The sequence below is a fragment of the Ruminiclostridium cellobioparum DSM 1351 = ATCC 15832 genome (genome assembly GCF_000621505.1).
In the GTDB taxonomy this organism is placed as follows: domain Bacteria; phylum Bacillota; class Clostridia; order Acetivibrionales; family DSM-1351; genus Ruminiclostridium; species Ruminiclostridium cellobioparum.
In genome coordinates this window covers 126,842-150,842 of record NZ_KK211292.1, presented here as the reverse complement: position 1 = coordinate 150,842, position 24,001 = coordinate 126,842, and the positions used below count along the sequence as shown (strand labels likewise).

The following is a 24,001-nucleotide window of genomic DNA, read 5'->3' as shown; positions in this document are numbered from 1 at the left end:
TAAATTTTATATCAAGTCGCTGAAGGACATAAAGAGAGGGCAAGTTGCTACACCTGCCCCATAGATCCTAGATCAAATCTTTCTTTGTATTGGGGAATTCTGCTTCTACCCAATCCAAAAAATTATTATGGTCTAAAACTCTTTTACTATTTTCAATTGGCAATGTGTCGCCTTGTCCAAGTCTATCTCTTAGAATTTTTAATTTCTTAACAAGCCAATTGTAGGTTGTTGCAGTGTCATAAGAATATGCATCGTAGAATTTTTCAAACAATTCTTTTGTAAACATCTTCGTTTCTTTTAACTGTTTATCAAGGTCTTCATTATACTTTTCAGATTTTTGAATGTCTTGCATATTTATCACTCTCCATTTACTTTTTAATCATTTGATTTGTAGCAGAATTAAACGTATATCCATTTTTACGCAAATAATTATACTCTTTTCCAAAACCCGATAGTTCAAGTTTGCCTAAGCTATTTTTCCTAAATAAACTTCCGACCTGAAATTCTGGTTTTGTAGCCATTAAAATGGTATCATTTCTTACAATAGCATTATCAAGCCATGGTTGATTGTATTCATTCCAAAATTGCTTTGGATTTTGATATAACTCATCTGGCACATTCAAAACATTAAACCCATTCTGCCTTGGTCCAAAATTTGTTGATTTAACATTGCCAAGCTCGTTTACTATCGACCCAGTATCCTTTCCATATGTCCCCAATATAGTTGTAGTTTTCCCTGGTGTACTAACAAGGTCAACACCAGAGGTTGTTTTGTAACTTAACCTGCTGACCCCAGACGCTCCCGTATCAGCTGCGTTCTTTACCTGCATTTCTGGAGTAACCGCTTTATTTACCGGTGTTTCTGTAGCGACTGCTTTATTTACTGGTGTTTCTGTAGCGACTGCTTTCTTTACAGACACTTCTGGAAAAATAGCATTTTTTACACTTGTAAAAATCTCATCTGCCTTTTTACAAATAGTATCAATTCCATTTCTAACCAATTTTGCAAATGAAATAATTTTTTGAATTACTTTATTTCCACCTAGAGTTTTTACCAGCTTAATTTCTGCAGCTGATTTTATTAATTCTGGAATCTTACGAAGAATTCCTTTTAAGTTATCCAGATAACCACTTAGCTTTTTAATAACTTTATTACCACCGCCTAAGAATTTCACCAAGAATTCTATGGCATCCGTAACTACCTTACTAAACTTTCCGACCTTTCCAACCTTCAAAGCTTTAGATATAGCTTTCATTGGCGTTGCAATAACAGAGCCTACCGTGGGAATTAAAGCTATCCCTGAAAATACCGCACCCAACCAATCCTTTCGTACTGCACTTATTCCGACGTTTACTCCATCGGCTATATCACCTACACCTGGAACAAAGCCTATAACATCAATTACCGTTTGGATTCCATCTAATACATCATCCGCATCAATAGTATCCTGTTTTTTATCTTCTGTAGCTTTCTTCGGTTTATTGTTTGTATTGATTGCTAATTCTTTCTTCTTCTTTTCTGTTCTTTCATTCTCCTCTTTTACTCTAATTATCTTATTTCCTTTTTCCTTCTTTAAAGCATCATATGTAGCTTTATCCAGCTTTCCAGTAGGCTCGACCCCTTGCATATACTTAACCTGTGCTAAAGTTTGGGCTGGTGCATTCTGCTTTAAGCCGTTATATGTAGCCTTACAGATTTTTTGGAATTTGAGCAATGCTTTATATGTTTCTCCATCAGGGCTCCACTTACCATCAACTCCGTGCTTTGAAAGATTATAACCTATATCCCGAAGCATGTCCTGAGCTTCAAAAACATATCTGTTATATTCACCAGCTTTTATGTTCCAGGTATTCCCTTCATTAGTATCATGAGTATTTTGCTTTGAAAGCCGCATTGCTTCTTCTTGTGTAATTCTCTGTATAACCTTACTTTCCTGCTGCATATTAGGAAGTTTTTTTAATTGCACTATGCTTTCTGTAGAACCAACACTCTCCGCCTTAGCCCCCATAACATCGGCCTCTTTTTCAAGACCTGCATTGTCATTCACAAGAGCACCTGTTTTCATCTGCATTGTGGGTGTAACTCTTCCCTGCTTTTGCTGAACAGCATGCCAGCCCTCATGAGGAAGATGCTTTTCCTGTCCCGGTGCGATATGTATATCATTTCCCTGTGTATATGCCAAAGCTCCGATTTGCGGTGGCTTATCGGAGTTCTGATGCACTTTTACATCTGATAGATCAACACCTGATAGTTTTTCAAGTCCTGCTCGCAAATTATGTTGCATACTTGAGCTTGAAGCAGAAGTATTGCCATCATCCTTTTTCATTTGTATTGGAGGCTTAGTGCTGTTATCCTTTGAACCTGTGTCTTCTTTTTTCCCATCCGAATCCTTTCCAATTTCAGAATTTGATCTTCCTGATAAGCTTGGCTTCATTGCAACATTTGTCTGCTCTATCTTTCTTTGCTGTTTGCGTAGCTTCGCTTTCTCTCTCGCTGCTACTGCTTGCCTGTACCCTATAATTGATTGCAAAAACAAGAATTCTTCTCTTGTTATGGCATCAGGATTATTAAGCATCATCTGCAGCAATTTCTTGTAATCTGTTGTTCTTACTTTTTTTTTATTTTCAGCAGGCTTATTCTTATAATTATTATTCACAGGATTATTTGTCCTGCCTGAAGCTGGCTCTGGCTTTTTTACTAACATCTTGGTCTGCATTAAATCACTCCTTAAAAATCTGCTCAAATATATGTAAATTTTTAAGAGTATTTAACATCCATATTTTGAAATTAAATATATTTATTATATATTACAATTATTAAATCAATAGACTCTTCTTCAAATCTTCATCTTTATACCCCTGCTCCGCCTTCTTCTCTCTCATCTTCTTCATCAGCTTGCTATCTACATTGAATCCAACTGCACTCTTAGCAGGCATTGGCACATTATTCTCAAACATCCTCCCCACATGATACATAAGCCTCGAAATTCCGAGTTCCACAAAAGGTTCTCCGAACTTATCCATATTATCCAGAAAGAATCGGGCGTACTCATTACCATTCTGCTGACAACGTAAGCCATTTTAATGCAAGTTCTTTGTTCTTCGGTATGCCTTTCCCAAGTAGATAAAGCTTTCCCAAAATGTATTGAGCAAACTGGTTGCCTTGCTCTGCCGATTTTGTGAGATAGGCAACTGCTTTTTCTGTATTTTTCGGAACATCCTTCCCTAGCAAATACAGCCTTCCGAGCTGATAATCAGCCCACTCATTTTTCTGTTCGGCTGACTGTGTTAAATATGCGATTGCTTTATTAATGTCTTTTGGGAAACACTTTTGCTTATAATTATAATACACAATGGGTCTATCTGAGCTCATAAAGTATACGGTTTTGTTGATGAGCCCACATTGACCATATGACCATAATTTGCGATATAATATACACATGAAATATAAAGCTTCTGATAATTATAAAAAGGTGGTGTTCAAAATAAGGATCGTCTAGAGCTTCACCTATACTTTTGTTGAAAGAAAAAAGTGTCATCCTGTTTTTTCATTTACCTGTGCCTTTTTATGTTCATATTCTGCCTGATGCTTTTGTAAAAAGTCGGTGAAATCCGCGTAAGTATACGTACTGTAGCCGCTGAAATCGTCTGAAATCTGGAGCCAGAAACAAGCTGGAATTTCACAAGATTTCAGATTCTTTCTGATGCAGGGATCGCAACCTTCTGAATGATTGAGCGGATGATTTTTGCAGCTTGTGACTTTGCAGGTGCAGAAATTCTGTTTCATGTTTTTTACCTCCTGGTACTCAAATATTTTGACGTTTTTTCAAATCTAACGAAAATTGTTTCATAAATGTTAATAATCCTAAACTGATCCGGCCGTTCCATTTCCCTTTATTCCGGGCATTATGATGGATAAAATAAAAGACAGGCCGGCAATCAGGATAAAAATGATGAATAAGGCATGTACGGCACTGGCGAGTCTCTTCTATTGTACTCCGCAGAATCCTGGACCATGACGATTAAAGCTGTGGAAATTCCCCCTAACGCCATGCCTACAACACAAATTTGTCTTTTCTAATGCGTCACTATAACAAGCAAAGCGGAAATCATGGTAGATAAACTGCAATTCTCTTTCAGCTGTTTGATCAACTTCCAACTTAGTCATGACTACACGTAGAACGTGTAGTATTCATTTTATAAAAAAGTATCGCAAAATACTTTTTAAGTAGTTGCGATACTTTTTTATTGTGATAAATTAACCCTGTATATTTTCTTTTACTGCTTTATCAGACATAAGAGCTTTCTTTGTGTCAGATTTAATGGGAATACCGTCCTCAGTATAGTCCTGCTTGAACGTATCGTACTTTTTGGGATTGAGTGCTACCTTTATTAGTGAAACACATATCATTATCTCCAGCAGAAGTGCCGGGCCACCTCCAAGGTTTGAAAGCATTTTTATTCCATTTACTCCTGCTGATGAAATCATAACCCATGTAACAACTCCAATTATTGCACCCCAGAAAATCTTCATTTTAAAGGATGGCTCGGGATCCTCTTGTGATATGCCTGTTGTACTCATTCCTCCAAGTGTTGTGGTATATGCATCGGAACCCGTTACATATGACAGGAACATACATCCTATAAATACAGGGATTATTATATATGCTATTGGATATTGATTAAAAAATTCATAAACCCCAAACTCAGGACCAGCCCCAATGGCTTTCATCAGGTTGCCCTTAGTAAGCTCCATTTTAATAGCAGCCCCGCCAAAAATTGTCATCCATGCGATATCGAACAGAGCAGGTAAAACAAATGTAACAATAAGTGCTTTTCTGACTGTTTGTCCATAAGAGATCCTTCCAAGGAACATTCCTGATATTGGCGCCCACGCTAACCAGTTGCACCAGTAAAAAATTGTCCACCAACCTGCCCATGGATCGTTTGCTGCCGCACCGGTAAAGCAGGCTTTGGTGAAAAATGTCTGAAGATGATTTGCGAAGGCTTCAACACCTATATTGAGCATGAAAAAAGTAGGGCCAACTATAAATACAAATACAGCGAGAATCAAAAATATTATGAAATTAATCTCTGATAGTCTTTTTATTCCATTAAAAATACCTGTTATTGATGATATAACAAAGGTTGCAACAATTGCAATATCAACCATAGCCCATAATAAGGCCCCAGTCTGAATTCCTGTTAAATATTTAAGCCCCCCGGCAATTGACAGCACACCTGTCCCAAGAGATGCCGACATTCCTGCAATAAGTGCATACATACATACAGCATCAATTCCCTGGGCCCATTTCCCAAGAACTTTATTCCCAAAAACAGGAATTAAGGTGGATGCAAGTGTATACGGCTTTTTCATATTGTAAAAAGCAAATGCAAACATGATAGTAGGTACTGCGTAAATAGCAAGAGGCAAAAAACCCCAGTGGATAAACAGTGTTGACATAGCAAAAACAGCTGCTTCCGGGCTGTTCGGCGTTATATGGAGAGACTCGGGAGGAGTGACCAAATGATATAGGGGTTCTGATGTTCCCCAGAACAAAATGCCAATAGCAATTATGCTGGTTAAAGTAATGGAGAAATATCTCACGTCGTCCAGCATCGGTGCCGCATCACGTCCGCCTATTCTAACATTCCCAAACTTTGAAAACATTATATAAACAATGACGCCCAACATTATTAATACCCCAATGCAAAAAGCCCAGGAGAAATTGCCCATAAGCTTTTCATTTGCATAGTTAATCATTTTTACAAAATGTTCCTGGTCAATAAAGTTATATACGCATGCCGTTATAAACAGTATAACCGGCGGCCAGAAAGCAATAGGTCTTATTTTTTTCATAATAATCCCTCATCTTCGCAAATTTGTCTTTCCACAGTGATGTTTTATAACGCTTAATTCAAAGAGGCGGGAGGTATACTCACCGCCTATAAACTGTAGCGGAACCCGCCATTTATAGAAACGGGGGAACATTTTCCTGCCATGTAATTTATTTGTTGTGCAATATCTCGTGTGATGTTCTGAGGAGTTGGTCTGTATAATCTGAAATTTTGCTATAGACCTTCTCATTAATTTCTTTATACCGTGCAACATTTTCTTTAATCGGGTAAAATGTATCCCTGCGTTTTACCATATGCTGAATGGCATCCTGTCTGTCCTTGTAAACATCTAAAGCCAGAGCTGTACAGATAGCAGCGCCCATACTTGCAGAGCCATTAATAACATTTCTGTGAGCAGGAACCCCATAAACATCAGCAAATATCTGCATAAACAGGTCACCATTTGATCCCCCGCCACTGACAATAATGCTTGTCAGCGAAACGCCTCGTTCGTCGCACATTTCCTGTGTATGGTTTTTCATTGTCATGGCTATGCCTTCCAAAACAGAACGGAACATATGTGATCCTTTATGATTTCCGTTAAAACCTATCATCATTCCTCTTTCATGTAAATGAGCAGGTCTCGCCAGCCAATGAAGTACTGTATATAATCCATCACTTCCAGCAGGTACATCGGCTGCAAGCATCTCAAGATAAGCTTCCGGCGACATACCTTGCTCTGCTGCTGCTGTCACAATATCACTCCCAAGCAGATCCTTAATCCATGTTACTGTTGCCATGCCTCGGCGGATTCCATTACTTTCATAAAGAAATTCCCCAGGTGTTGCACCAGGATTAGTCCAGTAATTCAAAGTACCCGCCCTGTTCTCTTCTCCAACCATCATTGAAGTAATATATGTTCCAAGAGATACCAGCACTGTTCCATCATTCACAAGCCCTGCACCCAGACCTTCAACTGCCTTGTCATTAGCTGTAGCAACAACCGGCGTTCCGGCAGGAATACCGGTGGCCATAGCAGCTTCATCTGTAACATGCCCTAAAATACTAGCCGGGTCCACTAACTCGAACAGCATTTCTCTTGGTGTAGTATAGGTCCTGAATTTCTCTTCATCCTCAAACCAGTTCAAGGTTTCGGGATCAATAGGCCACGGACCCACATAGTTAGCTCTTGTATCCCTTGCTTCACCTGTCATTCTATAGGTCAGATAACCGGTAGTCGTGGTGACATATCTGACATTGTTATCATCATGTTCATATGGTTTTGACAATCGAAGATCCATCCAGCTTTGAACAGGTGATGCCAAACTGCCGTCTTTCTTAACCAGAGCACGACAACATCTGATGGATCCCAATCCAACGCCGATGATATCCTTCCTGTCACCGGTAAATTTTTTCAGAGCCTGCTGGCATGCTTCCTTCAAGCTGTCCCACAGGTCATCTCCCGGGTGTTCTGCCCTGCTGTCACCGTACAGGTTCATAGGCTTAAGCTTGACTGTATGTGAACAAATTTCTGTTCCAACGGTATCAAACAAAGCAACCTTGGTACTTTGAGTACCACCATCTATAGCAATAATAAATTTATTTTCCATAAGATACCTCTTTACATTAATTGAATTGATGCTATCTCATTAAATAGCCGCCATCTACTGTTACGGTAGTGCCATTTACATAATCAGATGCACGGCTGGCAAGGAAAATGGTTGTACCCATAAGGTCCGCAGTATACCCCCAACGATTTGCAGGAATGTGAGCTAGAATCTCTGCGTTACGTTTTTCGTTCTTTCTGGTCATTTCTGTCATTGGTGTTGCATAATATCCCGGAGCAATAGCATTAACCTGTATATTCCATTGAGCCAATTCATCGCACATTGCCTTAGTTAAGCCTACGATGCCATGCTTTGTTGATGCATAGGCCGGCGACCATTGTCCTCCCAAAAAGGAATAAAGAGATGCTATATTAATTATCTTCCCGCTTTCCTGTTTAATCATGTATTTGCAGGCCTCATGAATCATTTCAAAGGCTGCTGTCAGATTAATGGAAATCATTTTATCCCATTCTGTTCTGGTATATTTGGTAACATCCTGTACATTTATACTTATCCCAGCACAATTAATGAGTATATCAATGCTTCCCCATGTATTAACACATTCATCTACAATTCTCTTGCACTCACCATCCGCTGTAATATCTGCCACCATAAATTTATATTCTACACCGCAAGCCTCAACCAGAGCACGTGTAGATCCGTCATCATCTGCAAGGCTTGGAACAAGTACGTTTGCACCTGCTTTTGCTAACGCAGTGGTAAAAGCCTGGCCAAGTCCTCCATTTCCACCGGTTACAATTGCATTTTTACCCTGCAAAGAAAAGAAATCCATATTAAAATCTGATAGCTTCATAGTATTTTCCTCCATTTTATTAATTATTTTTTTCCTCATCCTGATGCCGCATCGATTCTAGAATTCTCTCAGTCAAAAGATCAACAAAAAGTAATGCATCACCTTCTACAACAATATCAGATAGACTGCAAATGGGTGCGTTAATATTGGTATTAACCGAGATAATACAATCTACATTTTTTAGTCCTTCCACATGCTGAATAGCCCCATAAATACCAAGTGCTATATATAGCTTCGGACTGACAGTTTTACCGGATTGTCCAACCTGAATACTGCGGGGAGCAATCCCCTTGTCAACGATTCTCCTGCTGGCTGCTACATGTCCCTTCAGAACTTCAGCCAAAGCCTCCAGGCGGTAAAAATCTTTTCCTACTCCTCCACCGCCGGAGACCAATATGCTGCTTTCTCTTATATCATACGATTGGGGCTTTTCATAAACACGTACTTGCCTTATACCTGTTTTTTCATATGACAAATAATCAAACTCCACAAGTTGGGTTTGCTTATTTTTATTCTGAGTGTATTTGAACACATTTTGGCGTACGCTCATCATTACAGGTCCATTGCTCTTGTTAACGATGCCAGCCATCAGTCTGTTGCTGAATACAGGCCGAACCATTTCAATGTTATTTTCCTTATGACGTATTTCAGTGACATCTGCTGTCAAACCTGTTTGCAGCCTTACCGCCAATCGTGGTGCAAGAATTCTTCCGCACCAGGTTGCTGGAATTAAAATAACATCAAAATTATATTGTTTATGAATATCGGAAATAGCATTTGTTATTTCTTTTACGTTGTATTGTTTAATATTCTGGGCATTTACCTGAATTATAAAATCAAAAAAACCATGAGCTTCCAGAGGAGAATAATTGATGGCCACACCATACGATTCCCAGTGCTCATCTGGATACATCTGGCGCGCAACCTCCAAAAGCTCTATACTGTTTTGAATCTGTTCAGAATCCAGAAAGATAAGACATTTTTTCATTTAGATAAATCCCTTTTCCTTTAGATAATGGAACACTGTCTCAACACCGTCATTATCGGCTTTGACCAATGTCCTGTCTCGTTTTTCATACTGCTTGGCGTAAGTTTCAACAACCTGTGTTAATGAACCTTTTAATCCTGTCTGGTCTTCATTTAAGCCTATGTCTTCTCTGCCAAGTATATATATTGATGACTTTACATCTCTGTTTATCTCACCTTTCCGGACATAAGGAAGCTTATAACCGCTTTCCCTTGTCAAGCTGAGAACTGCCGGTAATGATACCTCATAAGTAACGTAAGTCTGATCATTATCCACATCAACATATGCAAAATCTTTGTTGAATTTTTCTATATCAACCATAGTAATACCTGACATTTGATTTAAGCCAAGCCATTCACCCAATTGAGCGGGGACATGAGCCGTGTCCCCGTCAACAGCGTGGGTGCCGGTAATGATACAATCATAATGCTGCCCCAGCAAATATCTGGAAAGTACCTTGCTGGTAACATAGGTGTCACTCCCTGCAAAGGCTTTATCTGATAAAATTACTCCTTTATCCACACCAAGCCTTAATAAATCCTCCATGTGAGGAATTATTTTCTCCGGTGCCATAGTTACCACTTCAACAACTGTACCGGCCAGCTTCTCCTTAACCTTTAATGCAAAGGCTACTGCACATGCATCGTCGGGGTTAAGTGTCAGGCGCATATCTTCTCTTATAAGTTTATTATTTTCAAAGTCATATCTGAAGTTATCTACATCGGGTACAAATTTCACAACACATATAAGTTTCATATTATTGAGCCTTTTTCTCTTTACTGTTTAGTTTGGCATAAACAGTTAATATTGCAATACCCAGCAAGCCTAATACTGCGCTGACAATGAAGTAAGCATTATAACCGCCCTTATCACCAAATGTAGCCCAAAGAAAGCTGTTTAACTGTGGCAGGATAATATCTGGAAGGTACCCGATAAATGAAATAACTCCAATTGCTGTTCCCATCATTGCAGCTTCAATTTTGGACATGCCCAAAAGCGACCAATATGTGCCACGAATCATATAAAGGAAAATTCCCAAAGCTACCATAATAACAGGGAAAAGTTTCGCAGCTGAAACAGGTGTTAAAGCTGAAACTATCAGAAGAGCTGCAGCTGCTCCTATAGCAATTTTGATAGTAGTAGGGCGACCTATTTTATCAGCAAGGAACCCACCGATAAAGCCACCTACAGGACGCATCCACAGAACTATTACTGTAATGGTACCAACCGAAACCGCATCAATACCTATATTGGTTTGAAGGAATCCACCAATATAATAAACTGTCCAGAATACTGCATATCCCATAAAAATTATTCCGCCCATCAGATATACATATTTATTTTTAAGCAGCTTGCCAACATCTTTAAAGTGGAACTTTTCGCCTTCAACTTCCCCTTTGTTCTCTGACATAGCAGCAAGCTTCTTGTCGCTATCAACAAAAATAGAGATCAGAACAGCAACAATGAATACTATTGCAGAATATACATAAACAACGGCAACCAAAGCAGATCTTTTATCAGGAAGGGCTTCACTGGTTCCAAGAATAGCTGCAAAAACGGCCAGGCCTATACTTGCCATTACTGCTTCGACAACACCTCTTCCACCGTCAAGAATTCCAAAGAAACGACCTTCTTCTCTGGCTTTCGCCAGCATCTTGACAATCTTCATATGTGCACTCCAGAAAGTAAATACTGAGAAAATGCCCCACAAGAAGAATATAATGTTTACCGATGTATGATTTGGTACTTGAGCAAACCAGAAGCCGCAGAGTGAAGTACCAAATAATGATATGGTTATGAGTTTTTTCACAGATATCTTATCTGCAATTATTCCGCTAGGAATATAACCAATAACATATGCAATACCCAACATTGAATAAAAGTTGTTTAATTGTACCTGACTTAAGTTGAATACTTCAAGAATAGTGACCTGATAGTTTGTTCTCAGATAAATAACCGGATAAATTGCACCAGCTGCCAGAATAATTAGGAAAAACTGAAAATACCGTTTAAAATTACTCTTTTCCATAAGCCCTCCTAAAAATTTAAAGGATTTTCTCTTTAACTCCTACTACGCACTTAAAGAGAGTGGTTGATGAGTTGCACTGTTACTTAATGTACTTCTTTATTCCCTCTTCCTGAGGAAAAATTGTACCGTAATTCATAATACCCTTGGGATCAAAAGCTTGTTTCAATTTTTCAAGCATATAATATGCTGTTCCGTGTTCCATCAGAGTCCATTCACTGCGGTATTTTCCAATCCCATGATGGTGGCACATAGAACCTCCTGCTTTAAGAGTTTCTTCAACGATAATCTTCTGAATTGGATGATGATAAATAATCATTTCATCCTCAGGAGCACAATGTATATCATAGTTATATACAAAGTACATATTGGTACCGTTAATATAGCTATGGGAAGAATGACCTCCCAGCATTGTAATATCGTGAGCTCTTGAAAAATCATTTCTGACACGTTCTATTACGTTATGATATATCTTTGGAATGGTTTCCCAATCTGCTGAAATCTCTGTTGTAAATCCAGAATGGCTGTCATTCTCAATCATGCCCTCAACCTCATCATCTATATCCTTCTGAGACCAATTCAGGTGATTAAACCAATCCTCAATTAATTGGCCGTCTACTTGCTTAACCACCCCATCACCAAATTTTGCAACAGCTTCCTCAATAGCGTCACCGGTGGCTTGCACTATTCCTTTAGGTCCTTCAGCCAAAAATATCAGTACACATTTGTTTTCATAAAAATGATAAAAATGCTGAGCTGCATCTTCCTCTGAGTAAATTCTGGACACTGATGGCTTGAAGCCATTTACAATGACTTCCCTTAAAATCCTGATACCTGTATCAATATCCTTCACAAGGTAGCCGTAGAATTTATTATTCTCAGGGTAATATCTGAATATCTTGATTGTTACCTCGGTTATGAAGCATAAAGAACCTTCATTTCCTATGGCGATGTGCCGGATATCAGGGCCTCCAGCTCTTCTTGGTATGTTTTTTATGCGCGAAATGTGACCATCAGGAAATACACATTCAAGGCCTGCTACCATATCTTCAATACCACCATATAATGTAGAAAATTGCCCTATACTCCTTGTGGAAACCAGACCTCCTAATTTTGCTACTGGTTTTGATTGAGGTGAGTGTCCAGTTGTAAAACCTACTTTTCTAAGCTCATCTTCCAGGTCTTGAAGTGCAACACCTGCCTGAACCGTTGCTTGAGCATTGTAAGTATCAATATTAATAATCTCATTAAGGTTAAGTGCGTCTATAACTATGGTGTTTTCTTTCCAAGTTTCCAGACCGCCTTCGGTAGCTGTCTTCCCACCTCTCGGAATAACGTTGATTCCATGTTCGTTACAGAACATAAGCAGCTTGCTGACTTGCTCAGTATTTTGGGGATATACAATTGCAATCGGACTTGGCACATCCAATACCTTTTTAGCCTTGGCATACTTCTTATACCTGTCGGCAGCAGCATCATAAAGATCATCTTCATTAATATTGATTTGATCCGGTGAAAGCATACCTGCTAATGTTTTGAGTATCATATCAGTGTTCAACATAACTTCCTCCAATTTATTTCTGTATAAAAAAATAACCAAAAAACATAATATTAAGTGCACTATTTTTGTATATTATTTATGATCATGCTTTGATTATATATACAGTTACGCTAAATGTCAATTGAAAAATCGGAAAATTTTCTATTTTATTATTTTTTCTATGTCGTAATCGGAAAATTTTCCACTTAGATTTACAATGCATGCTCTTAATGATAAAATAACTTTTATCAAATCAATCTGAGGTGTTTCAAAATGATTAATGTTAATTTAAGTGTTCTAAATCCTTTAGAGCAGCAAATTTACGCAAAGCTTTATGATTACAGCAGACAACATTCCAATATACGAATCTTAGAAGCTGCAGAATTATGCGACTGCTCTGTTTCAAAAATATCTAAATTTGTAAAAAAACTTGGATTTGAAAACTATAAGCAATACTTGGATTTCCTATATGCAAGAGAAATTTCCTCCAAAGAGCCTTCTGATGAATTAACAAGGATTTCAAAATTTATTGACGAATTTGATGAAAAAAAGGTTGAAGAGCTAATTAGTCTTATTGAATCCCATGATAAGATTATTTTATTTGGATATGGGCCGTCACTTATTTGTGCCCAATATTTCGAGTATCGGTTAAGAACAGTAACAAATAAGGTAATTTTCGCTGTAGCGGATGAAATATCCATTTCATCAATATCAGATGAGTCTACCTTACTTATTCTGCTTACGGTAACTGGTAAGTTTCATACCTTTGAAAGTATATATAATGCTGCAACAGCAAAGTCATGTCAAGTCGCTATGGTAGTCGAAGAATATAATACTGATCTGTTTAAACAGTGTGACCATATTTTCTGGCTTTCCAAGTACAATCAGCCTGATGACTTATTGCCTTATGAGAAATCACGGACAGTTTTTTTTATTTTTCTTGAAGAGGTAATTCAGAATTTAATGAGAAAGAACAAGGCTGCTATTGAATAGGCGTCTTGCATGGTATCTCCCCTGAGTTTTTTGTATAAAAAAGACTCAGCAAAGGTCTTGTTTTGCACCTATAAACTTAGTCTTTGATTTCAGATTATTTTGTTTTGATAATTATAGAACTTTATGTGAAACTTCTATACATTCCCATCACCCATTAATTCTTTTTCTTTACAGCAATCGTATTGATAACAGCCTGCTCTTTTATTAGTTACTCATTTTTAACCATTAATCATTTACTGTTGCAACAGGACTACCGCCTCACAATACCTTGAACGGTCAAAAAACTCTGGTATCAAGTCAGGGCTAAAATTTTATTGGGTAAGCAATACCTATCTTCCCCAAATCTTAACCTTTTATCGGACGTTATATAAAATCCAATATATTGCTATCCATTATATGGATAGCACTAAACTGCTATCGCAGTGGTAAAACCTCATTATTCCAAAATGTGCTAAAATTACCGTTTATATTATAACATTTTCATATCACATTTAAAACCTTTAAAATTAAATATACACACCAGTGTAAATACTTTTTAAAGGAGCTGTTTTAAATCATGAACCAAGATGAAATCCTTGCACAATTAAAATTTGACATGGAGCTTAGGGGACTAAGTATACATACTCAAGAAGAATATTTAACCAAGTCAAAAATTTTTCAAGAGCATTTTAACAAACCCGCCACTGAACTTGGAGAAAAAGAAATCAGAGAATTCCTCCACTACCTATCAGTTACTAAAAAACTTTCACCAGCAAGCATTAACACATATAACAGTGGACTTAGATTTCTGTATGGCGTTACTTTAAACCAGAGTTTAAATTACAAGCAAGTCCCTCGCCACAGACAGCTGCGAAAAATACCTGATATCCTTACAACTGACGAAGTCCAAAGACTTTTCGATGCTTGTGAGAACTTACGGGATCAATGCATACTTATGACAATATATGGTGCTGGATTAAGACTAAGTGAAGTTGCAAATTTAAAAGTATCAGATATTGATAGCCAGAAAATGCGAATTTTGATACGTAACGGCAAGGGCGGAAAAGATAGATATGCGTTACTATCACAATCCAATCTCCATATACTCCGTAAATATTGGAAGTCTTATCATCCTAAAGAATGGCTGTTTTACAGCAGAGTCAAATGTACCGGTTCTCATATTACTACCAAGGCAATAGAAAATCTATTTCACAAATATAAATCAAAAGCGGGTATCACCAAGAAAGCGACCGTCCATACTTTAAGGCATTGTTTTGCAACTCATTTACTTGATTCCGGGACAAATATTTTTCACATAAAACAACTCCTTGGTCATTCCAACATTAGATCCACTTGTTTCTATTTACATTTGCTGAGGCTAGATTCTTTAAATGTAACAAGCCCTCTTGATATGTTGGGAGGATTTACTGATGATTGAGATACAGGATATATTCTTGTTATATGGTGATTCATATCGACAAAAACATAAACTCCCCACCAATATTCATAAGGCTATGTCATCAATTGAAAAATGCAGAACTTCATCTTTAGGTGCACATGCCGATGTCTGCGATGAATGCGGCTATACTAAAATTTCTTACAATTCCTGCCGGAATCGTCATTGCCCTAAATGTCAAACCATGAGCAAAGAAAGATGGATTGATGCAAGAAAATATGATTTGCTTAATGTCAAGTACTTCCATATTGTGTTTACGATTCCAGATACACTTAATTCCGTTGTATTTCAAAACCAAAAAATTGTTTATGATATTCTGTTTAAGTCAATAGCTGAAACTCTTCTAGAACTTTCAGAAGATAAAAAATATCTTGGTGCAAAACTGGGGTTTACTTCTATTTTACATACATGGGGGCAAAATCTTATGCACCATCCTCATATACATTGTATCGTCCCTGGTGGCGGACTATCAAACATCGGTAAGTGGATTGACAGCAAGAAGAAATTTTTTATTCCAGTTAAAGTTCTGTCACGCAAATTCCGCGGTAAATTTCTATATTATCTAAAACAGGCGTATACTAACTCTAATCTTATTTTTTTCGGAAATCAGCAGTATCTGGTTGATAAAAACACTTTCAATACCTTTCTATCAACTCTTTATTCCAGGGAATGGATTGTTTATTGTAAACCACCCTTCAAAAATGCCGCTTACGTAGTAGAGTATTTGGGCAGATACACACACCGGGTCGCCATTTCAAACAATCGGATACTTAAGTTAGAAAACGGCATTGTCACATTCAAATGGCGTGATTACAAGGACAACAATCAGCAAAAACTTATGACCCTACCAGTTGAGGAATTCATACGACGCTTTCTTATTCATATTCTGCCTGATAGATTTATGAAAATACGTCATTATGGGATATTGGGTAACCGCAAAAAAACTACGAAGCTGAAACTTTGCAAACAGCTTACAAATACGCCAATGAGGCAAAAACCTAAGGAAAAGTTAACGGCCCTTCAGCTTCTTGAAAAGTTAACTGGTAAGGATTTCTCAATCTGCCCTTGTTGTGGCATTGGGCACCTCAGCAGAGCTGCACCAGCATGAATGTCCCAAACTTATATTATTTTCTTAAATGCCTGTTTGGGGAGGGGGGAGCTATGCATATTTTTCTATTAACACCAAAAATCCAAAATCTTGATTATCACTTTTTCATTAACTCTTTGATAAAAATCCAGAAATATGATGTCCAGAAAAGATTAAAACCCCATAGTTATAGTCAGTGCCAAAATTTCCGCAGTTTCGTTCTATGACAATTATCTAAAGTTTAGCGTGGTTCCTGCCAATTTTAAAGCTCAAGCATCTATAGGTACTTGAGCCTTTTTTTCGCCAAACTTCAGATAATTTACTATTCATAACTAGTACCAAATACAGCGATTCCACTACTCCTTAAGCTCCTTCATACTCTTTGCATTCTTGCTTGTTACAACTTTTTTTCCTGTCGTTTCTTCAAGTTGCTTTCTGGCTGCCTTTGCAACCTGACCGCCTTGTCGAGCCACTGTCTTATTTTCTTCAAAGGTTTCCGGCTCTTTTTGTTTGGAAATTTCGGTAGTTGAAGCTTCTGCGAGCATATTCAAAACCAATTCGAGATTCGTCATATTATCCCGTAAACTTTCCTTTTTTAAGTCTTTAAGCTTCTTATATTCTTTAGTAGTTAATCCTGCCCAGGACTTAGAGATCTCGTCCGTTAATATTGCATATTCAATACCTTTTTGAGATATGTTTCGAGGGCACGCTCAATTGCAAGTTCAGGATCAGCGATTTCGTCTATTCTTTCCTCTCCAACCTTTGCAAGCCATATTTTAAAAGGTTCTGCTTTTGGAGATGGGATTGACTGAATCAAACGCAGAAGTTGCTCCGTGTCGGCAACATCGGTCAACCGCATTTTTCCGTCTTCGGCTTTCATTTTCAACTGTCCGATTTTTTCGGACAGTTGACTCCCTTCTGAATTAAGTTTAGATTTCAGGTCGCTCCAATATTTCCGGGGGCGATCAGTTCCAGTCAGCACTTCATAACGTCAATAATAGAGAAAAACCATTTTTCTTTTTTTTCATCCCATAAAACACGTACTCTTCTATCTTCAAATAATTTAATCGTATTCTCCTTATCCACCACGCATCCCCCATCTTTTTAAATATCGCTGTCTGAAGTATTTATATCAAATTCAAGAATCACTAATTCTTTGCTTATAATAATATATTATTCGATAAAAATTCCCATTTTCCTCCATAACATTATAAAAATAATATCTCTATTAGTATGCTTAACACTTTACGACATCACTGATTTTATAAACGATACTGTTCCAAGTAATCGGCGTATCTTCTCCGGACATACTCTACAAACTGCATTTGCAGTTCCTCTGTACGCAAGATTTTTACTTTTAAGCCCATGTGAAGCAACCATTTATTAGACTCATTTATAAAACTGCCTTCCTCCAGCAGCGATGCAGTGGAAACCGAACATAATGACCATATTTTCTGCAAAATTGCTGTACTTGCTTGAACAGTGAGGAATGCTGCATCTGCTACCAAATCTGCAATTATTTTCAACTCATGCTTCTCAAAAAGGTACGCTTCCATATAATAGCTACGATTGTGATTGTCACACTTGATAATTTTATATTCAACGGCTTTCAGAGCTTTCAAATCTCGCAGCACTGCCTTCCGCTCAGCGTCAACACCACATTGCATTAATTTGTTTATGATTTTCGTTGTGTTAAGAGGATGTTCAACATCTGTCCTTTGGAGCATTTCAAGAACCAGCAAAAGTCTTGGAATTTTTTCATTTTTCATCGAATTTCTACTTTGGGGATTCTTTTATTTAAGAATAGACCATAAATCCTCTATTTACAAACATTCTCTAAATATACTTTAATAAAAATCAAAAATGCCATACCATTTCTGGTACAGCACTTTTCAAAACTGTTTTCAATCCGCATTTTCGTAAAATCTGTATGAATACAAGGTTTGATTCAAGTTTTTTTGATTTTTAACCTTAACATACGCTCAATAAGATGCCGTACACATCTGGTATTCCCTTGGCGGAAACCTATATTTCGCATAAAGTCGTCTGGATAGGCCCTTTTTAGTTGATTTGTTGCCTACTTTTGCATTTCAATTCAAGTTAATAGTAAAAATATTATCAGCAAATTAAGTTAGCGTGATACAAGGTGCTTGGTGTATGGTTCCAGCAAAAACATAAGCTGCTCAGTAATTTCCTGAACATTGCAAGGCATAGAATTATTGATCCACCATTCCAATACGCCAATAAACCCAGAAGCTAAAAAATGAGTAGTTACACCATTTGAAAATGCGTGGTTCTCTGACTTTATACCGATAACCTCGGTTTCTCCGAAAAGCATGTCCTATGCGCTTGTGGCGCATAACCATTTTAAAGTTGGCTATGCCGTACAGGAAGTTATTACAGATGCCAGAAAGTACGGAATAAAGGCACACGGCTTTACGATGTAGAAAGCTTAATTACAGAACAGTGAGCAGATCCAAGAAAAAAGGATAATGACGAAAAGACCTACTATCGTAGAATAGTAACTACGACAGGAGGTTCTGTGATACTGTAAGGATAGCATCCTCGGCAGTCATTTGAATAGGGTTGTCCTCCATTCGTTTTGATATCATACATTTAGATCCCTAAAAAGGGGCATAAAAAAAGCGGGGTATCTTCGTAAGAAAACACTCCCCGCTGAATTTCAGAGGTTACTTATATTCCGTAATGGATCATAAATTTATGACGCTGCATCGCTTCCTCTATTTTTTTAGAAAGGGCCTGCAACTCTTTTCTGCCGGTTAAGTCAATTATTTTCTTAAATTCGAGCAGCGATGACGGCGGTATTAATGTTATGCCGTAATATACGAGCCCGTTGCCCGGACGGAAAAGGGTGTGAATATAGGTTTCCAGTACACTTAATTCCCCGAGCAGGGGTTCAATGTAATCGTCGTGTATTGCAATGCAGCCATATTTTTCGGGGCAATATTCATCATACCTTTTATCTTGCTCCGGCTCCGTTTCAAAGATTCCAAACTCATGCTTTGCCATTCGATCACCTTATATACCGTCGCCTGTCGGCGAGGTTCTCTGTGTTATGATTGTGTCTTCTCCGTATTTCGTATATATGCCGTTTTCTTGCCTGATGGCTGATACCAAGCTCATGATACCATTGCAGAACAGTTCATCTGGTAATATACAGTAGATGAATTCTCTTATATGCGCACTCTCTTTCTGCACATCAGATCGTCTTTTTGCATAATTTTATATCGTTTTGTGCAGAACCTGCAAATTTATTCATCTTAATCCCTAAATTTTGATACATACAGGCATAGCCGTAGCTATGGACACCTCCGGTTGATGCAGGCAGCATTTTATGACACAGAGGTTTTCTTTCTAAATATTAGAATCCTTTCGTTTCACCGCATACCTTGTCAGCCTGCCATTGCCGACTTTTATGATAAGCCCTCTTTCCTGCATTTCTTTGAGCATATTAATGGCATGCGTCATACCGCTCCCCAAAGCTTCTTCAACATCAGAGCGAGCAATTTCTTTTTGACCTTCAAACAATCTGAGTATTGGCAGATACTTCTCCTCTTCTGCTCTTAAAGCTTGAGCATGAATATTAGGAAGGACTACTTTGAATGCGCCTTCAACATTTTCAAACTCAGGCCGTACCGGTAACCCCTTGTAACAGCTTAGGATCTTACTAATACCTGCTCCGTATGCCTCAATGAGCTTCATTCTATAAAATAGGGCTGCAAGCTTTTCATTCCTGGTTTGTGATGCTCCAAGCATAGCTGCCTCTAGGGATAATCCTGAGACTAGTCCTCCTAACGAGATAATCTCTAAACGGTCAGAATAAAGGTTTATAAACGTACTGCCACTAAAAGAGTAATCCCTGTGAACAATAGCATTCAGCAATGCTTCACGAACGGCATCTTCGGGGTAATCTCTCTCATCTGTGCGCAATAAATCATGGAACGTAGCTTTTGTACCATTATAAAAATCAATGGTTTTATAGGCATCTGCAAGCTGGGCAAAAAGAGAACCACCAAGCTCTTTTCTATCTTTAAATACTAATTTATCTGTACCTTGAAAAATCGCAAATTTGATAGAATGTTTGCATTGGTCTGAAACAAGCAGCCCCATATTTGTGTAAATATTATCAGAAGATAGAATGCCTAAGTTTTTCATTTGTACTTCTGTAAATTCTAATCCTCTTCGTTTGAATTCCTCATTTAGTGTATTAAAAGTCAACTCTTGGGTCAGAGAACGATTTGCCTCAAAGGAATCACCATCTGTCATTTTTATCATCATGCGGATTGCATCTTCTGACGCTGGTGCGGATGTTGTTCCACTCCTAATATAGACACCTGTTGGTTTCAGTCCTTTATCTGACAGGTAATATGGCTTTTTTGTGCCCTGGCTGACAGTAAGCTTAATAAAAAACTTGCTATCTTCTTTCATTAACTCTATATTAATAAACATAGAGATATCTGGTCTGATACTGTCTCTTAATGAGTTTGATATCTGCTGCATAACAAAGTCGGCATTATCGAGACCAACAATTTCTCCGCTGTCGTCTACACCAATATAGATTGTACCGCCGTTTGTATTTGCAAAGGCAACAATTTCTTTCTTTAGATCAGATGTATAGACTTGCTTTAATTCAACTGTTTCACTCTCAAATAACTTCATAATACCGCTCCTTCTATCAGTTACTATCACTTCTAACACGATAGTAACACAACGAGTGGTAGAAAGCAAGAATAACATCCTGACAGCTTACGACAAGGGAATACTCTCATTATCTTTTATAATAATACAATATTTAATGCAATAAAGCGGAGCACTACATCTTATAATGGACTTTCCTATATCTTTCAGACTGTTTCATATCTGTATATAAAAAGCTAAGCTGCAGATCATTAAATGATTTACCGCTTAGCCTTAATATACTGAATTTCTTTTTAAATCTATGTATCATCTATGAAACACTCCAAAAATCAGGGTCAAAACGCACTTTTTTACTTGGATTTCTGCTCAATTTCTGCTCCAAAACCACTATATGTTGTGGTTTTACCTCCTCATTTATCATCATAACCATGATTCGTTATTCAGAGCTATAATCTCCACGTGCCTTGGGTAGACAAAAATGCTGTCATGAAAACCTAGTTATTCCTTGACGGCAGAATATCTTTCTGAAAATCCGCCCTGAGGTCTTCTTTTTTGAAGATTTCGTTTCACAGGAAAAATGCTCCGTCGCAATTGCGGCGGAGCATTTTATTGATTTATTCCATTCCGTTAATTAAAATCTTATTCTTTAGTTGTTCAGGTGAAAACTCACCGATGACCCTGTCATTGATTTTAATAGTATATTTTCTCGAGTTGCGGGAAAATACCCGCATGGAAAACGGGCTGTTCTCTTCCCGTCCGACAAAAGTGGCATCTATGAGTATCTCATCCCCGTTTACTTCCACCTTTTTGACGACGCATCCATCTATACCTGTACCGAAGCCACCGTCAGCATCAATGGCCATTGCACCCATCTCCGCATCCAAATATTCTGCAGCCGTCAGAATAACACCTCCGCCCCATAAAAGACTTGAATCATATTGCATTCCTTCATAACCGCAATGGGCCCAGTTTTCATAGGGTAAAACCTCAAATCCCGCATGCATTGCAGCAACACTGCGCTCCAGATATTCCTGCTTTCCGGTAGCCAGATAATACTGATAAAGCAGCATGGCGCAAAGTCCTTCCCTGACATCACTCCACTCATTATCAGCATTTTGGACCGTAAATCCGCCGAAGGAATTGATATGAAGCAGCGGATGGTTCCAAAGCTGCTGTGTTAAAAGGAGATAGTCCGCCATCTGCTCTGCGAGCTTCAGGTCGTTTTCCTTTTGCGTAATGTGGTAACGCTTCAAGTATGCAATTGATGCATGGATTTGAGACAGATTACACTGTGGATACTGCGCCGTAATGGAATCATAAAAATCGAAGTCCTTCCTCGAACATGATAAAAACGTCTCAAGATCAAACCACCTTTTGCGCGGAATCACGTATTCTGTAATGAAATCCAGCCCTTTCATCCCCGCAGCAAGATACTGTTCATTTTTTGCAATCTCGCCGATTTCCATTAAAAACAGCGCACTGGTTGCAGTTTCGGCATTAAAATCACGAAACTGAACCCTGGATGGATTCCCATCGTCATCATACCATGACGGAATACAGCCATCTTCGTGCTGCCTGGCAATCAAAAAGTCAGCATAGGGCTTGCAAAATTCCAATATATCCTCCATGCGCCCCGGGAATGCTTTTGTACCCCATCTTAGCATAAGCCATGCAGTCCATGACATATGCAGAGTATGAAATTCGTTACGGTATCCTGCCCATCCGTCATCCTTCAGCCAGGTTTCACTGCCGTCAGATTCATAGTAGCATATAACAGGAAACATACCCATCGTGCGCGGCGCGGACAAGATATGGTTCAGGATCTGTTCCGCCCTTTCCATCCATTTATGCTTCCCGGACGACTTTCCATATAAATAAGTGCCGTAGCCGGTAACAAACTCCTGCAGCCAGCACGCATACCAGAGATCATGCTTGTGATCGGTCCGGCTGAACCATTCTCCCTGACGTCTTCCTGTTATTCCGCCCACGGTTTTTCCGTCTTTGGTATAGGAGAAATAATCATTTTCCGCATTTTTATCCCATATCTCAAGCTGCCATTGCTTAAGCGTCTTAACATCACGAAAACGCGGATTGTTAGGCAGACTATGCTCCAGCTCCATTTGAGGAGCTCCGTACCGCTGCCACAGATATCGCACCGCATAGCGATAGCCAAGCTTCACAGGCTGCGGCGATACAATTATTGAATAACTGTAGGTGATCTCATCACCGGTATCAAGTACAACCCTACAGAATTCTGGACTAGATCCCCGTACAATATGCGAATGTCCAGCCTCACAAGGCTTGTCAGGGGTCATTTCCTGTCCCACGATCACGCCATATGACATCCATGGATATCTGTCACGTGTAACATCCAGATCCATCCCAAGCGGTGCCTTGTCCAGATCTTCCTTTTTTACGTTTTCGAGTCCCGGAACAATCCCCGCAAATATTTCACCCTGCTGCATCATTACAATCGGTGTCCTGAAGTTGTAGTGGGACACAAAGTCGGCAGGTAATGTTTTAATCCTCTGGCTCCACACAAAGTCCAGCGGACCTGTCAATGCATCATCCTGCTCGCGTCGGTCAGGAAGGAAGCTCCATTTATCTTCCAGTGCACGCAGCGTAATTTTCTTCTTCACACGAAACGTCACGGTAAAATCAACCGCATCCGCTTTTTGTGAAAGCCGAATAGTACGGCTCACAGTATAATCAGGATGTTCAAGACAAATCCGGGCAGACTCACCTTCCATCTTAACATAAGGTTCTGTGGGTTCTTGTGCAAATGCTGCAAAATGGCGTTCATCCGTCGGTATGGTCGCAAATGGTACTGAGCACAGAACCGGAACCCACTCTTTGTCTGATTTGACAAAAATACGCTCACAATACAGATTTTTAACATCACACTGCATACGAATTTTATTATTATCTATGATGTAATTATCCATGTTAACCTCCCCCCAAATTTACTTCTATGC

General features: G+C 38.6%; 21 protein-coding genes and 1 pseudogene. 3 read left to right on the top strand and 19 right to left on the bottom strand.

From position 1 onward, the window contains the following. Window positions 1–67: 67 nt before the first annotated feature. The 12 genes from T344_RS0123455 to T344_RS0123400 all read right to left on the bottom strand — a co-directional run bounded on the left by T344_RS0123455 (window position 68) and on the right by T344_RS0123400 (window position 12,873). Complete coding sequence (locus T344_RS0123455) at window positions 68–352, bottom strand: hypothetical protein (RefSeq protein WP_027630723.1); 285 nt, start codon at window positions 350–352, stop codon at window positions 68–70. 16 nt (window positions 353–368) lie between these two features. After that, window positions 369–2,717: an eCIS core domain-containing protein gene (locus T344_RS31435; RefSeq protein WP_207641873.1), complete on the bottom strand. Its 2,349-nt coding sequence runs from the start codon at window positions 2,715–2,717 to the stop codon at window positions 369–371. Window positions 2,718–2,817: 100 nt separating this feature from the next. Continuing rightward, window positions 2,818–3,000 (bottom strand): hypothetical protein, encoded by a 183-nt coding sequence (locus T344_RS0123445; protein WP_027630722.1) that lies wholly within the window; start codon window positions 2,998–3,000, stop codon window positions 2,818–2,820. 52 nt (window positions 3,001–3,052) lie between these two features. Next, window positions 3,053–3,352 (bottom strand): tetratricopeptide repeat protein, encoded by a 300-nt coding sequence (locus T344_RS0123440; protein ID WP_162178054.1) that lies wholly within the window; start codon window positions 3,350–3,352, stop codon window positions 3,053–3,055. A gap of 183 nt (window positions 3,353–3,535) precedes the next feature. Then, window positions 3,536–3,787 (bottom strand): DUF6485 family protein, encoded by a 252-nt coding sequence (locus T344_RS29150; RefSeq protein ID WP_051572196.1) that lies wholly within the window; start codon window positions 3,785–3,787, stop codon window positions 3,536–3,538. Between the two features lie 471 nt (window positions 3,788–4,258). Beyond that, window positions 4,259–5,860, bottom strand: coding sequence for a BCCT family transporter (locus T344_RS0123430; RefSeq protein ID WP_027630720.1), 1,602 nt, complete (start codon window positions 5,858–5,860; stop codon window positions 4,259–4,261). Window positions 5,861–6,008: 148 nt separating this feature from the next. Continuing rightward, a complete protein-coding gene (locus tag T344_RS0123425; protein ID WP_027630719.1) occupies window positions 6,009–7,448 on the bottom strand; it encodes an FGGY-family carbohydrate kinase in 1,440 nt (479 codons plus the stop codon). A 31-nt stretch (window positions 7,449–7,479) separates the two neighbouring features. After that, complete coding sequence (locus T344_RS0123420) at window positions 7,480–8,259, bottom strand: SDR family oxidoreductase (RefSeq protein WP_027630718.1); 780 nt, start codon at window positions 8,257–8,259, stop codon at window positions 7,480–7,482. A gap of 19 nt (window positions 8,260–8,278) precedes the next feature. Next, window positions 8,279–9,247, bottom strand: coding sequence for an electron transfer flavoprotein subunit alpha/FixB family protein (locus tag T344_RS0123415; RefSeq protein WP_027630717.1), 969 nt, complete (start codon window positions 9,245–9,247; stop codon window positions 8,279–8,281). Beyond that, a complete protein-coding gene (locus tag T344_RS0123410) occupies window positions 9,248–10,042 on the bottom strand; it encodes an electron transfer flavoprotein subunit beta/FixA family protein (RefSeq protein WP_027630716.1) in 795 nt (264 codons plus the stop codon). Window position 10,043: 1 nt separating this feature from the next. Continuing rightward, window positions 10,044–11,315 (bottom strand): MFS transporter, encoded by a 1,272-nt coding sequence (locus tag T344_RS0123405; protein ID WP_027630715.1) that lies wholly within the window; start codon window positions 11,313–11,315, stop codon window positions 10,044–10,046. Window positions 11,316–11,394: 79 nt separating this feature from the next. Then, window positions 11,395–12,873 (bottom strand): FAD-binding oxidoreductase, encoded by a 1,479-nt coding sequence (locus T344_RS0123400; RefSeq protein WP_027630714.1) that lies wholly within the window; start codon window positions 12,871–12,873, stop codon window positions 11,395–11,397. 252 nt (window positions 12,874–13,125) lie between these two features. On the opposite strand from T344_RS0123400, the gene T344_RS0123395 reads away from it, so the two are divergent. The 3 genes from T344_RS0123395 (at window position 13,126) to T344_RS0123385 (ending at window position 16,388) form a co-directional block, all read left to right on the top strand. Next, a complete protein-coding gene (locus T344_RS0123395) occupies window positions 13,126–13,845 on the top strand; it encodes a MurR/RpiR family transcriptional regulator (RefSeq protein WP_027630713.1) in 720 nt (239 codons plus the stop codon). Window positions 13,846–14,401: 556 nt separating this feature from the next. After that, entirely contained in the window at window positions 14,402–15,262 is an 861-nt protein-coding gene (locus T344_RS0123390; protein ID WP_027630712.1) for a tyrosine-type recombinase/integrase, read from the top strand. After that, window positions 15,255–16,388 (top strand): IS91 family transposase, encoded by a 1,134-nt coding sequence (locus tag T344_RS0123385; protein ID WP_027630711.1) that lies wholly within the window; start codon window positions 15,255–15,257, stop codon window positions 16,386–16,388. The genes T344_RS0123390 and T344_RS0123385 overlap by 8 nt, the downstream gene beginning before the upstream one ends. A gap of 335 nt (window positions 16,389–16,723) precedes the next feature. On the opposite strand, the pseudogene T344_RS29145 reads toward T344_RS0123385, so the two are convergent. The 7 genes and pseudogenes from T344_RS29145 to T344_RS0123335 form a co-directional block, all read right to left on the bottom strand. Then, window positions 16,724–17,453 (bottom strand): annotated as a pseudogene (locus T344_RS29145) (BRO family protein). Window positions 17,454–17,629: 176 nt separating this feature from the next. Next, window positions 17,630–18,136 (bottom strand): hypothetical protein, encoded by a 507-nt coding sequence (locus T344_RS0123360; protein ID WP_027630708.1) that lies wholly within the window; start codon window positions 18,134–18,136, stop codon window positions 17,630–17,632. A 362-nt stretch (window positions 18,137–18,498) separates the two neighbouring features. Then, window positions 18,499–18,705, bottom strand: a complete 207-nt coding sequence (locus tag T344_RS31205; protein ID WP_242842132.1) for a TetR-like C-terminal domain-containing protein — start codon at window positions 18,703–18,705, stop codon at window positions 18,499–18,501. Between the two features lie 356 nt (window positions 18,706–19,061). Then, window positions 19,062–19,397 (bottom strand): hypothetical protein, encoded by a 336-nt coding sequence (locus T344_RS0123355; protein ID WP_027630707.1) that lies wholly within the window; start codon window positions 19,395–19,397, stop codon window positions 19,062–19,064. A gap of 9 nt (window positions 19,398–19,406) precedes the next feature. Continuing rightward, window positions 19,407–19,586, bottom strand: a complete 180-nt coding sequence (locus T344_RS31200) for a hypothetical protein (protein WP_162178053.1) — start codon at window positions 19,584–19,586, stop codon at window positions 19,407–19,409. 156 nt (window positions 19,587–19,742) lie between these two features. After that, window positions 19,743–21,047: an RNA-binding domain-containing protein gene (locus T344_RS0123350; RefSeq protein WP_027630706.1), complete on the bottom strand. Its 1,305-nt coding sequence runs from the start codon at window positions 21,045–21,047 to the stop codon at window positions 19,743–19,745. A gap of 593 nt (window positions 21,048–21,640) precedes the next feature. Further along, on the bottom strand, window positions 21,641–23,971 hold the full coding sequence (locus T344_RS0123335; protein ID WP_027630705.1) for a hypothetical protein: 2,331 nt from the start codon (window positions 23,969–23,971) through the stop codon (window positions 21,641–21,643). Between the last annotated feature and the right edge of the window lie 30 nt (window positions 23,972–24,001).